Origin of the sequence: Blautia sp. AF26-2, from assembly GCF_003460955.1 — a bacterium.
Classification (GTDB): Bacteria; Bacillota; Clostridia; order Lachnospirales; family Lachnospiraceae; genus Fusicatenibacter; species Fusicatenibacter saccharivorans.
Map to the genome: position 1 here is coordinate 90,615 of NZ_QTWD01000014.1, position 13,966 is coordinate 104,580.

Annotated in this window: 13 protein-coding genes; all 13 read right to left on the minus strand. The window is 46.5% G+C overall.

Going from position 1 to position 13,966, the window contains the following annotated elements; translation table 11 throughout:
* Positions 1-103 precede the first annotated feature (103 nt).
* Positions 104-1,501 (minus strand): glycoside hydrolase family 32 protein, encoded by a 1,398-nt coding sequence (locus DWY63_RS15940; protein ID WP_022461557.1) that lies wholly within the window; start codon positions 1,499-1,501, stop codon positions 104-106.
* A 215-nt stretch (positions 1,502-1,716) separates the two neighbouring features.
* Entirely contained in the window at positions 1,717-3,528 is a 1,812-nt protein-coding gene (locus tag DWY63_RS15945; RefSeq protein ID WP_022461556.1) for an extracellular solute-binding protein, read from the minus strand.
* 124 nt (positions 3,529-3,652) lie between these two features.
* Complete coding sequence (locus DWY63_RS15950; RefSeq protein ID WP_082426161.1) at positions 3,653-4,564, minus strand: carbohydrate ABC transporter permease; 912 nt, start codon at positions 4,562-4,564, stop codon at positions 3,653-3,655.
* A 19-nt stretch (positions 4,565-4,583) separates the two neighbouring features.
* The gene (locus tag DWY63_RS15955; RefSeq protein ID WP_022461554.1) at positions 4,584-5,525 is read right to left on the minus strand and encodes an ABC transporter permease; all 942 of its coding nucleotides are present in this window, start codon (positions 5,523-5,525) and stop codon (positions 4,584-4,586) included.
* A gap of 27 nt (positions 5,526-5,552) precedes the next feature.
* A complete protein-coding gene (locus DWY63_RS15960; protein WP_117802616.1) occupies positions 5,553-5,936 on the minus strand; it encodes a hypothetical protein in 384 nt (127 codons plus the stop codon).
* 190 nt (positions 5,937-6,126) lie between these two features.
* Positions 6,127-7,104 carry a LacI family DNA-binding transcriptional regulator gene (locus DWY63_RS15965; protein WP_117802617.1) on the minus strand — a complete coding sequence of 326 codons (978 nt, stop codon included), beginning with the start codon at positions 7,102-7,104 and terminating at the stop codon, positions 6,127-6,129.
* 328 nt (positions 7,105-7,432) lie between these two features.
* On the minus strand, positions 7,433-8,362 hold the full coding sequence (locus DWY63_RS15970) for a DUF4097 family beta strand repeat-containing protein (RefSeq protein ID WP_117802618.1): 930 nt from the start codon (positions 8,360-8,362) through the stop codon (positions 7,433-7,435).
* The gene (locus tag DWY63_RS15975) at positions 8,359-8,976 is read right to left on the minus strand and encodes a DUF1700 domain-containing protein (RefSeq protein WP_022461551.1); all 618 of its coding nucleotides are present in this window, start codon (positions 8,974-8,976) and stop codon (positions 8,359-8,361) included. Before DWY63_RS15975 ends, DWY63_RS15970 begins: the two co-directional genes overlap by 4 nt.
* Positions 8,973-9,290, minus strand: coding sequence for a PadR family transcriptional regulator (locus DWY63_RS15980; RefSeq protein WP_022461550.1), 318 nt, complete (start codon positions 9,288-9,290; stop codon positions 8,973-8,975). Before DWY63_RS15980 ends, DWY63_RS15975 begins: the two co-directional genes overlap by 4 nt.
* A gap of 140 nt (positions 9,291-9,430) precedes the next feature.
* The gene (locus DWY63_RS15985; protein WP_055219194.1) at positions 9,431-9,982 is read right to left on the minus strand and encodes a flavin reductase family protein; all 552 of its coding nucleotides are present in this window, start codon (positions 9,980-9,982) and stop codon (positions 9,431-9,433) included.
* Positions 9,983-10,067: 85 nt separating this feature from the next.
* Entirely contained in the window at positions 10,068-11,192 is a 1,125-nt protein-coding gene (locus tag DWY63_RS18785) for a non-canonical purine NTP pyrophosphatase (RefSeq protein WP_117509935.1), read from the minus strand.
* 12 nt (positions 11,193-11,204) lie between these two features.
* Positions 11,205-12,140 carry a carbohydrate kinase family protein gene (locus tag DWY63_RS15995; protein ID WP_117802619.1) on the minus strand — a complete coding sequence of 312 codons (936 nt, stop codon included), beginning with the start codon at positions 12,138-12,140 and terminating at the stop codon, positions 11,205-11,207.
* 161 nt (positions 12,141-12,301) lie between these two features.
* Positions 12,302-13,966: recombinase family protein (locus tag DWY63_RS16000; RefSeq protein WP_243001908.1), on the minus strand; the 1,665-nt coding region annotated here is incomplete at its 5' end.

A 13,966-nucleotide genomic window follows, 5' to 3' on the forward strand; every position in this document is an offset into this window, starting at 1 on the left:
ATCGGCTTTGCAGACATCCGTCGTTTTTATTTATAGTAACGCTTCAGAGTCCCATCTCGATTCTGCCATGCTGCATCGTTACCGTTTATAAATGTTCCATCCCCTATTTTTTAATAGTGTACATTTTCACTTCCAGATCTCCGTCTGTGGAAACCACCTGATACGGAGCATCCGGGTAAACGCATACGGAAGCGGTCTCCAGACCACCATCTGCATAAATCTCCAGATAGGAAACGTCAAAAATAATCTCCATGTTGACATTTCCGCGCATGTAACGTTTTGTTGTAGATACCAGCAGATCCTCTTTTTTGAAGAGCTTCGGATCTACATCATCAAAGTAACTAAGGTCGCCGCTCTTAGAGCGGTCCACCGTGATGCTGTCCACCGTTACCTCGATGACTACTTCCTCACCTCTGCTGTTTTTCAGCGCAATTCTTCCGAAATTGCCCTGCACGAGAAGTCCAAAGCTCTCGGTCAGCAGCGGCTTCTGATTTCCGATCGGGAAGGCACCCGCACGGTACTCATCGATCCCGAACGGTTTTGTTTTCAGGCGGTAGCCCTCCTCGGTCTCACAAAGTGAAAGTTCTCTTGGCAGTGTCATCAGACCGGAATACTCACCGGTCGGAACAAAGTTCGCGTAGAGCGGATTAACGCCCCATCCAAGGTAAACCGGACGGTCGTAGTTTCCATACGTTACACCGGCATAATTGTCGAATCCGAAATCAATCCACAGCGGCTCGTCTGTGATCTCGGTGCACTGGAAGGTATCTCCGTCAAAATCACCGACGAAATACTGTATATTGGCACGGCCTTCGGTTCCCGGATGTATCATGCTGACTATCAGAATCCATTTGAATCCGTCAAATTCATTTCCTGTTTTAGCACGGATCAGATCGGTGCATTCCCATACAGTCGGCACTTTATTGACACCGACACCGAACTCGCCTGTTTTCTTCCAGTTTTTCAAATCCTGGGATGCGTAAAACTCTGCGTGGTCGCCGGATGCCAGAACAAGGCTCCAGCAGTCCTTTTTGTCATTCCAGAAGACGCGTGGATCACGGAAATCCGGTGTGCCCGGGTTTTCGATCACCGGGTTGCCATAATATTTTTCAAAATGCTTTCCCTGATCCAGGCTGTATGCAATACACTGCTGCTCCAGGCCCGTTTCCATATTGTGCGCCGTGTAGACAGCCACCATCGGTTTCTCACCGTATTTCGCAAATCCGCTGGTGTTATTTTCATCGTATGCCATACTTCCGGAGTACATCGTTCCGATCTCATCCGGGTACAGGGCGACCGGCAGATGCTCCCAGTGAATCAGGTCTTTCGATACTGCATGACCCCAGTGCATCGGTCCCCATACAACGTCATTTGGGTTATGCTGATAATACAGATGCCAGATACCATCGATATAAATCAGTCCGTTCGGATCGTTGTTCCAGTTTTTCTCCGGTGTAAAATGAATGTTCGGTCTAAAATCTCTTTTTCCCTGTTTACTCATAGGATCCCTCTTTTCCTGTTCTCTCTTTTCCTATTTTATCTTTTTCCATTTGGAACTTCAACAAAAAAGAAATAAGAACGAAATAATCTTCTTTTTAAATATGGCCATGTTATATGGGATACAACATGGCCACATTTGGAATTTCTTTAGTTATAGAACATTAATTGCAAATCGTTTACGTTACTGTTTTTTCGTAATCGCTTTTCGCCCGATTTTTAGTTTGCTGCAGAAGCTGCTCGATCTACTGCGCCCTGGTAAATCTCAACCAGTTCGCTCAAACCAGCGCCCTCAAGCTCTGTCTTATAGGACTCCCAGCTTGCATCATCAACGCCGCCGGTTACCCATGTAGTGATGTAACGGTCAACGATATCGGAGACGGTCGGCTGAATCTGTGCCAGACGCTGAATCTCTTCCTGGGTCATCAGAACACGCGGAATGGTGTCATACTCTTCCATGATGTCATCTTTACCGTTTTCTTTCTGCATCTCGAGAAGTTTTACAGCATCGAAGGTGTAGCCGCAAACGGTGTCATAGTACTCGTTCTGAACGATCATAGAACCACGGCAGGTTGTGGAGTTTACACGAGCCTCACCAAAGTTCTTATATTCCGGATTCAGAGGTTTGTAGTTTCCGTTTTCATCGAGCGGTGTACGAAGAACGCCGTCTTCGTCTTTCTCATAGTTGTATCCGATTGCGCCCCAGTTAGATGTAACAGAGATTTCCGGATCGCCTACCATGTAATCTACAAATCTTGCAACAACGTGCGGGAATTTGCAGGTCGTTGTGATTGCTGTATCGGAAGAATCCTGCAGCTCAGAGTAGTTGCACTCGAAACCGGTCATACCGTCTTCGCCCTGCAGTCTCGGAACTGCTACGTACTGATCATGTACTTCCTGGTTTGTAATTTCCTGATCGCCCCAAACACCGAAGGAACCGATCTTTGCAACATTCTCTTTGATCAGAGAAGATTTGAATGACATACTTTCATCTGCCTCGAAGGAACCGTTCCAGATCAGTCCTTCTTCATACAGCATGTTGAAAAATTCTGCTGTTTTCTTGAATGCTTCGTCTGTTGCAGTGAACGTAACTTTTCCGTCAACCATTCTTAAGTGATCCGCATAGGAGTTTCCTCCGCAGTAGGAGTCAGCGCATCCGAATGCACCTGTGAAACGATAGAACAGGTTGTAGGAACCAAAGGTATCGGTTGCGCCGAACCAGGTTGCCATCGGGATTTCATCGTCTTCGCCGTTTCCGTTCAGATCGCCGCCGTCGCGGATTGCTTTCAGGCAGTCTACCCACTCGTCTACGGTTGTCGGCACTTCTTTGCCTACTTTATCCAGCCATGTTTTGTTGATCACGAATGGTCCAGGTGTTAATACAAGACCTTTCATTTCCTCTACGTACGGGAATCCATATTTATGGCCGTTCGGAGCGGTGATCTCAAGCTGATACTGCTCATTGTCATCGAGGAATGCTTTCAGGTTCGGCATATACTCTTCGATCAGGCCTTCGGTCGGAAGGAATACATCCTGGTCTGCGTACTGAACTACGGTGTTTCCGGATTTACCATCGCCGAAGTTCCAGAATACATCCGGAAGATCCTGTCCGGAAGAAAGCATCAGATTGATTTTCTCTGTTGCGCTCTCCTGCGGGATCGGCTGCCAGTCAAACTCTACTCCTGTGTCCTCGAACCATTTCTGGCACATAGCCAGGTCGCCTACTTCTACAGTTCTGTCTGCAGAGTTTACGATCAGAGCGGAAATTTTTCCGTATTTCTCTTCGAATTTTGCCGGATCTTTGATGATCGGAAGGGTACCGTCGAGCTGGATGATTCCCTCATCTACTGCTTCCTGCTCTTCTGCTGTGAGACCTGTGTCACCTGCTTCTGTACCGGATGCAGAGGTGGTGTCTCCTCCTGTGCTTCCTGCACCGGAGCTGCTTGAGCTGCCGGAGCTGTTTCCACAGCCTGCGAGCATGCTGGTTACCATAAGGCTTGCCAGTAATACGGATACGATTTTTTTCTTCATATTGTTCCTCCTTTATTTTGCTGCCTTTTCCGGCAGTGAAATACGTTAGTATTTTTGTATTCCTACACATAAACCATGTCTGCTATATCCATGAATTCTGCAACAATAAATTTTCTGTTCTGCATCAGCCCTTGACTGCACCGATCGTAACACCTTTTGCGAAGTATTTCTGCAGGAAAGGATATACGCACAGAAGCGGGAATGCGGAAACAACTACGACACAGTATTTTAACTGCTCAGCCAGTTTCTGTTTTGTTACCATCTCAGAAGCACTACTTCCCATCTGGTTGGACTGGTTCATCAGTACCAAGTTTCGAAGAACGACCTGAAGAGGCATCTTGCTGTCATCCTGCAGGAACATCAGTGCGTTGAAGAACTGGTTCCACATTGCGGTTGCATAGAACAGACACATAACTGCGATGATCGTTTTCGACAGCGGAATTGCAATTTTGAAGAAGAATCCAAAATCGCTGCAGCCGTCGATTTTTGCTGCTTCGAGAAGCTCGACCGGAATACCACTTTCAAAGAAGGAGCGGCATACGATCAGGTTGTAAGCGGACACTGCTACCGGAAGGACCATAGCCCATGTTGTGTTGTAGATGTGCAGCTGCTGTACGGTTAAGTACATCGGAATCATACCGCCGCTGAAGAACATCGTGAAGGTGAACAGGAACATAATCGGTTTTCTTCCTACCATATCGTATCTGGAAAGTGCATAGCCGGCCGGAATGGTGCAGACCAGGGAAATCAGCGTTCCTAATACGGTATATTTGATGGTGTTTGCATAGCCGGTCCAGAGCGGCTGGTATTTCAGTGTGGTTTCATATCCGTTGGTGTACCACGCTTCCGGATAGAGAAGAATTTTACCGGAGCTTACAACAACCGGGTCTGTAACAGATGCCAGAAGCACGTAATACAGAGGATATACAATTGCAATACAGACAAGGATCATGATGACGGTATTGATCACGGTAAAGACCTTGTCTCCCGTACTCATTTTTACTTTTTTCTTTTTCACAGTGTTATTATTTGCCATTTTTCAAGCCCCCTGACTCTTAGAAAATACTGATATCGCTGGTCTTCTTTGCAACTGCGTTTGTGATAACCAGAATAATGAAGTTTACAACGGAGTTAAATAAGCCAACGGCTGTCGCAAAACTGTACTGTGCGGTCTGGAGACCTACTTTGTATACGTATGTCGAAATGATCTCACTGACGGTTGTGTTGGTACCGTTCTGCATCAGATAAGCTTTCTCATATCCCACGTTCATAATGTTACCTACCTGAAGGATCAGCATCAGGATGATGGTCGGCATAATCAGAGGTAAATCAATGTAAAGGATCTTCTGAAATCTGGAAGCACCATCCATCGTTGCTGCTTCGTAATATTCCGGGCTGATTGCGGTCAGTGCTGCGATGAAGATGATGGCGTTGAATCCCATCGTCTGCCAGATGTTACTTCCGATGAAAAGTTTGCGGAAGTACTCCGGAAGGCTGGTGAACATGATTGCTTTTCCGCCGGCTCCCATAACCGCGTGGTTTACAAGACCGTTTGCGGAAAACAGTACGGAAATCAGGCTGACTACAACTACGTTTGACATAAAGTACGGTGCGTAGGAGATGGTCTGGATGATTCGTCTCGGTCCGCTTCTCTGTACCTGGTTCAGTAAGAGTGCGAAGATAACCGGAATCGGGAATCCGATGATCAGGCTCTCCAGACTGATGACGATCGTGTTCTTGATTGCCGTCATGGCAATACTGGTACTGAAGAACATCTTGAAATACTTGAAGATCGGATCTGCCCACGGACTTCCCATGATTCCCATGCGGCCTTTAAAATCTTTAAAGGCGATGATCAGGCCGTACATTGGATAGTAAGCAAAAACGATCAGCCAGATCAGTGCAGGAATCAGCAGGATGTACAGCTGCCAGCACGAGAGCGCTTTTTTCAATTTTCCACTTTCTGCCGTTTTCGGCGATGACGTTTTTTTCTTCATAGTTCCCTCCTTATTTCTCTAAAAGCTTTACCAACCGCTTTTCGTTCCACATTTGCATCGTTTCTGTTTCGGCACTTTGTATTGTGGAACCTGTTCCATATCTGTATCATAGTACGCAGTTCTTCTAATGTCAACGATATTCCAATATTTTTTCGTCATTTTCAACATTTTCACAATTTCATTTTCGTTTTTTTGTGCAATATGCACCCTGTTTTTCATGAAATCCACACTAATTTTCTTTTTCCTCGCATTCCACTGTTCCACATGTTCCGCTGTTCCATGCATTTTTTGTTCCATATGTTCCACTTTTCTGTTTTTCACTATTTTTTTGACAATTGCAACTATTTCTGTAACGTTTTCACGCCTTTTTGCGCAGTTTATCAGAAGGAGCTTACACTCCTCCTGATACAAGCAAGTCCCAACCCACTGCTTATTGCTTCACGCAATAGAAGCAGGGGACTTGCTTGATTCGGTTAAAAAAGCTCACAAAAAGAGACACCCTTTCTTTTCAGATCGAGTGTCTCTGATATCTGTTCTTCTTCTGTTTTATTGCATTCCCGGAAAATAATCCAAACTTCAGTGCTTCCCTGTTTCGTTATTTTCAGATACTTTCCCCTTTTCGGAAGGTCACATCCACAATCTGTTCCATTTCCTCAATCTTCTTTCCGTCAATCATGCGGATGACCGTATCTACGCTCCGCTTGGCAATTTCCGGCACATTCTGACGAACCGTTGTCAGCTCCGGTGTCAAAAAGCGGGTAAAATCCAGGCCGTCGTAGCCGACCACCTTCAGTTTTTTCGGAATCTTGATTCCTTTTTTCTGCAGCATCTTCATGCACACAGCCGCTGTGACATCGGCTGTAAAAAGTCCATCAATTCCATCAAAGTGGCTGATATATTTTTTCCAGATCATCGAGCCGGTCTGAAAATTCGGATTTTTGCTTCCGGCATCAATCGCTGTAACTTTACATTTATGCTGTTTGCAGACTTCTGCAAACCGTCGGTAACGGTCCATCGAGTAACCGCGCTCTGTTGCATTCGATGTAAAATAGATCACGTTCTTACATCCGGCGCTCAAAAGTGCCTGTGCCGCAAGCTCACCGCCGCGCTTATGGTCGGAATGTATACACGGAATCCCCTCTGTGACGTAGCGGTCAATCATGACAATCGGACGGTGAATTTCCGCCAGACTGACAGAAGACGGAATATCCGCACAGCAGATAATGCCGTCCATGACATTTCGCTGCAACATTTCCACAAATTCCTCGATGCGGTTCGGGTTGTCCCCAACCTCGCAGAGCATGCACTTGTAGCCATTTGTGTACAGATTGTTCTCGACATGCTTGACCAGAGATGCCATGAATGGGTGTGAAAGATTCGTAACAACAATTCCGATAAAACCGGACTTGTTGTGGAACAGGTTCTGGGCGAGTTCGTTCGGTTTGTAGTTCAGCTCCTCCACCGCCTGCATAATCTTCTGTTTTGTTTCATCGGAAATATACCCGCTCCCATTGAGTGCACGGGATACCGTTCCGATTCCCACTCCCGCTTTGATCGCGACATCTCTAATACTTGCCATAGTTTCTCCTAACTCCTCTTCTGACACTGGGCTGTTTTCTACTGATTCGTTCCGGCTTTTCCCCCGCTGCCGGTCTGTGGAGCCCGTTCCACAACGCTTTATTACTTTTATTTTAAAGCACCTCAATCTACAAATCAAGTTAAAAGCTGAAAATTTAAGTACAAAAAACAAGCGACTGTTTGGATCATTTCCCTTTTTCTGGTGAAACCATCCAAACAGCCTCCTGTGTTTTTGTCACTTTTGTCTTATTTTCCAAAAACGCTCATTCATGCGGGCATGCCTTGCGATTTTTCTGGAATTTCATATGCCCCTGAACAGTCACAAACGCTTAATCGTTTTCCAACGAGATATCACCATCCTTTGTCATCAGTGTGATTCTGCCCGCAGCCTGATCCGGTACATAAGAAAAGCTCTGCTCGTCCTCCTCTTTCTGCATCAGATTCTCCATGGTATCCGGTACATCGATCTCCCCAAAATCTGTCTTTGCCGTAATTTCCAGCCGTTCCAGATCTTTTTTACCCAGTTCAAGTTCAATATCGCCGTAGGAGTTTTCCACCGACACGTCTCCGGAAAGCTTCGTATTTTGGATTTTCGCATCGCCATCCTCCAGCGTGATCGACCCATTCTCCCACGTTCCGCTCTTCAGTTCCACATCACCGTAATCTGCTTTGCATTTGATATTCTGCATGTCACATCCGAAAAGTGTGATATCTCCATCCGCATTTTGCAGTCTTCCGCTTTCCGCCTGGATGCCATTCATCTGCACATCACCGAATCCCATCGTTACCTCTATTTTTTTCAGTACCTTCTTTTCCGGTACATACAGAATCACTCCTGTTTCCGACTGTTTACCGCCACTTAAGATTTCTTCCGTAAAATCAATATTAATGTAAATCGTATCGGACACTGCGCTTGTCTCTTCGATGCTCAGAACACCGTCCCGCACGCGATATTCCACTGCAGTCTCTCCTTTTTTCGACGGAATCCGCCAGGCGAGATAACAGGAATCGTCACCGGACGGAAGGATGTTCAGGTCGCCGATCGTAAGGTCTGCCTGCAGTTCATCAAAATCATCAAGTTTTATCTTTTCCTGTGCGGAAATGCCGTCTTCCTTCTTCGCAGAACCGCTCATCGCATTCAGATCATACGTTTCCGCGTATGCTTTTCCGCCGCTTGCCCATCCGCTGAACATCAGCACTGCACCGGCAATACAGCAGGCACATCCTGTCAGTAATGCTGTTTTTGTCCATTTTTTCATGATCTGCTTCCTCCTTTTTTCGTTACCTTACGTGTACACCACACGAACAGCCGTCCCATCCATTTTGCAAAGTATACGCCGAACACCGCGCACAGAATACTGATTCCCAACATGAAAACGCCCATTCCGGTAATAAAGCAGAATCCGCCGAAGGAAACCGAGACTGCCAGAATGCCGCGCAGCAGCATCTTAATTCCGGCGGCCACGCCGACAACTGCAATCAGAAAGACGCTCATATCAAGCAGTGCCGCACAGAGGGCCGCGCAGAGCAGAACGATGAGAATGCTGATCAGAATCGGGGCTCCGATCGGGGCTGCAAACAGGGCGAGAATCGCGATCCAGACGACGTTGGCGCCTGTCGTTTTTTTCTTCTCTTTCTGTTTTTCTTCCTTTTCCATTGCCTCGCGTTCATCTACTTTTTTGTCCAGAAGATTCCGCATCAGCTCGGCGGCTGCCTGTTTCGGTGTTCCGAGTTCTTTGATCACGGCCTGCTCATTTTCCGGACCGGCATCTGCAAAATACTCGGTGAAGTATTCCATCGCATCTTCATAGTCGCTCTGCGGAAGCTTCCTCAGATACTTTTCCAATTGTTTCAGATATTCCCCACTCGTCATTCTTTTTTCCTCCACTCGATGATGTTGTCAATGGTGTCACGATAGGACTTCCATTCGCCCTGCAGGTACGCCATCTGTGTTTTTCCTGCTTCTGTGATCGAATAATACTTCCGTTTTCTGCCCTGGTACTCTGCGGAATACGTCGTCACGTAGCCCGCCTTTTCCAGTTTTTTCAGGATCGGGTACAGTGTCGACTCTTTGATGTCTGCAACCAGTTTGATCGTCTGGCTGATTTCATATCCATAAGAATCTTCCCGATTCACAATCGACAGGATCATAAATTCGATCAGCAGTGCTGATACCGGAAAATACATAAAAAACCACCTCCGTTAGTTTCTGATATGTAAAATATTTATATATATATAATTTATACATATCATAAGACTATGGAGGCGGTTTGTCAAGGGGAATATATAAAATTTTTACATATTCGCTGTCATGTCATCATCTGTGTTTATTTCAGGGCTTTTCCGGAACCGAATGCGTCGCCGACTTTGTCGCCCATGGCGAGATAGGTGTTGTTGACCGGGTCGAAGGCGATTGGTTTCAGTTTTTTCGGGTCGATCTTTCCGTCGGTCAGAACGCTCTCGTCTGCGCAGACGTTCACGATCTCGCCGACCAGAATGCCGTTGTCAAAGCTTTTCACTTTGCACTCCAGTGCCATCGGAAGCTCGTCGATCAGCGGCGCGTTGACGAATTCGCTCTTCGTTGCATGGAAACCGGCGCGTGCAAATTTATCCGGAACTTTTCTGCCGGACTCGATGCCGACGTAATCGCAGCCAACAACAGTATCCTCGGTTGCCATGCTGACGGTGAAGGCACCGGTTGCGGCAAGGTTGTCTGTTGTCTTGTGGTCGCCCATGCTGATGGAGATCTCATTGAAATCTGTGACTACACCCCATGCAGCATTCATGGCATCCGGGTTGCCATCTTTGTCATATGTTGCAATAATCAGAACCGGAAGTGGATACATGTTTGGTTTTGCTCCAAAATTTACTCTGCTCATGGTTGTTCCTCCTGTTTTGCTTGATTTTCTTTATTATAACGCTTACAGCAAACTTTAACACAAGAGATTTTCTCTGCAAATTTTCTTAATCGTTTAATTTTCTCGTCATATCATGCCATTCCTCGCCGCCCCAGGTGGATGCGGAGATTCCCTCGTCGCGGAAATTCATCTTTTTGTACATCTCCACCTTATCCTGCAGGCAGGTCAGAATGAGCTGTTTTCTTCCGTTTTTCTGTTCCCGGCGGCTGTACTCTTCCATCAGCGCGCGGGCGATTCCCTGGCCGCGGTATTCCGGCAGGACACTGAGACCCAGCAGCATGACGTTTTCTCCCTTCGGGTCGTACAGACTGATTTCATCGAAAAAGGCATCACGGAATTTTGTCTCGTTTGTTGCAAGTCCGTTCAGCGTTCCGGCGATTTTTCCGGTTTCTTTGTCTACTGCCGCCAGAAACAGCTCCGGCGCGTACTGCACCCGCTCGCGCATGCTCTTTTCGGAGCACGCCTCATTCGGCGGAAAGCACGCCAGCTCAATGGCAACGCCCTGTTCCATTTCGTCCTGGCGGATGGTTCGAAGTTCATATCGTTCCATTTTATGGTATTCCTCCATTGCCCGCTCAAAAAACTGCAGAAAACCGTCTTCCACGGCAAGCTGATCGAGCGCGGCTTCTTGCTCATTCAGATCGTAATAATATTTTCCGGTCCGCAGATCGATCGACAGACGGTCGAGCGGAAAGCCTTTTTTGCTCATCGGATGGGGTGTGCTGACCATGCGGAAAGGAGCGCTCTCCATTGACGGGTCCATCGCGTCATAGCGGTGGTCCGCATCAAGAATCAGCGAAACTGCGTTTTTGTAGCGTCCCGTCAGGCCGCCGTACTTTTCTGCAAGGGCGGCGTAATGCACGGTCATTTCTTCATCGGACAGATACTTTCCGTTCACGGTCCGCACATGGACGCCGGGCTGGTCGTCCTCTGCCACGTTGTCAAAATACAGACCGGAATCACAGGAGAACACCGGCATATGAAGCGCGTTGAAATACGCCTCCACCTTTTTCCTGGCATTTTCCAGCGGCGTTTTTCCATCCTCGATAATCTCTGGCTGCTTAACACCGCCAAGATCTTTCAGCCCGATCAGCTCAATTCCAAGACCGGCAAGGCGGTGACGCATCGCGTCGAGTTTTGCCGGGTTGCCGGTTCCGTACAGTAACTTCATTTCTGCCCCCTTCTATGCCTCGATGCCGAACTCTTCCGGGCGGAAGCGCGGGCAGACATTTTCCGACGATGTGATGACGGATGCAGCAAGACGCGTACCGATTTCAACTGCCTTGCCAATCGTTTTTCCATAGGTCAGACCGGCGGAAACACCTGCGCAGAACGCATCACCGGCTCCTGTTGTATCTTTTACCTGTACTTTCTGCGCCGGGCAGAAGCCGCTCTCTCCGTCTGCTTCCGCATAAACCGCTCCGTCGCCACCCATTGTTACGACCATGGCCGGAACATTTGCCGCTTTCAGACGCTCGGCGAGAATCTTTTCCATCTCGGCCGGTGTTTTTTCGCTGTAATCATCGGAGAAGAAAACGCCTGCCTCGATCTGGTTGCAGATCAGGCAGTCAAATTTCTGCAGAAGATCTCTTCTGCTGACTGCGATGTTCATGTTGCTGACAACGCCGTACAATTTTTTATCGTATTTTTCACAGAGCTGTACCAGCTTTTTGATGATCTCTTTGTCCATATCGATCTCTGCCACAATGGAATCGCAGTTTTCGATAATTTCATCTCCGTTTTCTTCCAGAATATCGAGAATCGGCATCAGGTTCGGGCGCTGGGAAATGGAGCCCGCCAGGTCACCGTTGTGATCGAAGACAGCAAGCCATGTTCCCATACCGTTCGGGATTTCTTTCATGTATTCGGTATTGACTTTGTGGCGCTGCAGTTTGCGCACAACATCCTCGCCGAGTGCGGTATTATCCGCGATTCCAAGGAAGGTCGGGCGCAGTTCCAGGTTTGCGATATCCTCCACCACGTTTCGGCTCACACCGCCGTGGATGTATTCGACATGGCCGGCGTTTCTGCCGTCCGGGACGTAGATGTCCTCTGGAAAACCTTTGATATCCACAAAAACTGCTCCTAATACTACGATTCCATTTTTATTTACTGCCATGTTTCTTTTTTCCTCTCCTGTTTTTTCATTCCTTCTTTTTTCAGACAAGCCTCTTCGTCTGTTTCACGAAATTTCTGTCTTATCAGCATCCAAATAATGCAAGGCACTTTTACATTGCTGCTCTCTGCTACTGTCTCGACAGTTGAGACAGTGAAGAACGCTCAACTCCTACACAATCCATCCGCTCTGACCTCTGATTGGCCATACACTCGCAGGGAGTTGAGTTGCCGGATTTCACCGTCTCGACCTGGAAGCTGGTCCTTATTTCTTTGTTTTGACATCAAGACTACCGTCTCAACGGTACTTTCGTTGTTCCAACAAAGTTCCTGTATTTCCCTGTCTCCAAAATACACCGGGAAGCGGAACTTTATGTGCTTCAGGAATCTGCCATCCGGCTGCTCCTGCTCATAAATGTCCACCTGTTCTACAAAGCTGTTAAGAAATTCTTTCTTCTCCAGGTCGGTGAACTTATCATATAGTTTATCAAAATATAAAAGAAATTGATAGACGTTTTCTTCTGATATTTTCTGTTGCTGAATATTCAGCAGGCGATTCTTGACTTCTTCTATACTGTTCTCCACGCCTTCAATCTCATCATACAAACGGTATAACCTTGTCTCCATATCCTGATATTTCTTCTCATAAAATTTATCCATGATATCCAGACTATCCATCTGCTGTCCGAGTCTTGCTTTTGCTCCTGTCAGCTGCTTATGCTGCTTTTCTAATCCTTCAATCTCTTTTTCTATTTCTTCTGTATCTATTCTTGAACCGATTTTATTCAGAATTGCTTCTTCGAATTTAGGATTCTTCACCAGCTTCCGAATAACTTCTTCCACTGCATTATTAATCTTCTCCTCGCTCCATTGTTTACGATATCCACATTTATGACCGTCTACCAGGCGACGATGTTTGCAGGCATAATAGAAATAATCCTTATATAAGGTTCCGTCTTTCTTTTTCTTTCGGTTCACATTCCCATACATACCGCTTCCACATAACGGGCATCTCAATATTCCGGATAAAATATGCTCATGCTCGAGACTATGTGTCTTTTCATATTTCACACCTGTTTTTTCCCGTTTTTGATGTGCCAGCTCCCAGTCTGTTTCCGAAATGATTCCTTCATGGATACCATCGTGTAACATATAATTTTCCTGCTTTACAATACGGTATTCATTTCTTGTACCAGATACTTTCTCATTCTTCCTTCGTCCATAAGCCAGCTTTCCACAGTATACCGGATTATCCAGAACGCCTTTTATAAATGAAGCGGCAAATGCGTCCAGTGTATTATTCTGTCGTTTTTTCTTTTTATATCCATGCTGGTTCAGCCATGCAGCAATCGCAGAAATTCCCATATTTGTATGAATAAATTTATCATAGATCAGACGAATAATCTCTGCTTCGTCCTCTGCGATCTGCAATTCTCCATTTACCAATTCATAGCCATATGGAGCAAACCCGCCGTTCCATTTTCCTTCCCTTGCTTTCTGCTTACGTCCTTCCATTGTCTGAACAAGGATATTCTCCCGTTCAATCTCTGCCACCGCAGACAGAACAGAAATCATCAGCTTTCCACTATCTTTTGAGCTGTCAATCCCATCTTCAACACAGATCAGATTCACTCCAAAATCCTGCATCCTCTGCAAAGAGTTTAATACATCTGCCGCATTACGACCGAATCTGGAAAGCTTGAACACCAGTACAAACTGTACCTCATCTGTTCCATTCTCAATATTATCTAACATTCTCTGAAATTCCGGTCTGCCCTCTACGCTCTTTCCAGACTTACCTTCATCGGAATACTCATTTACGATTTCCAT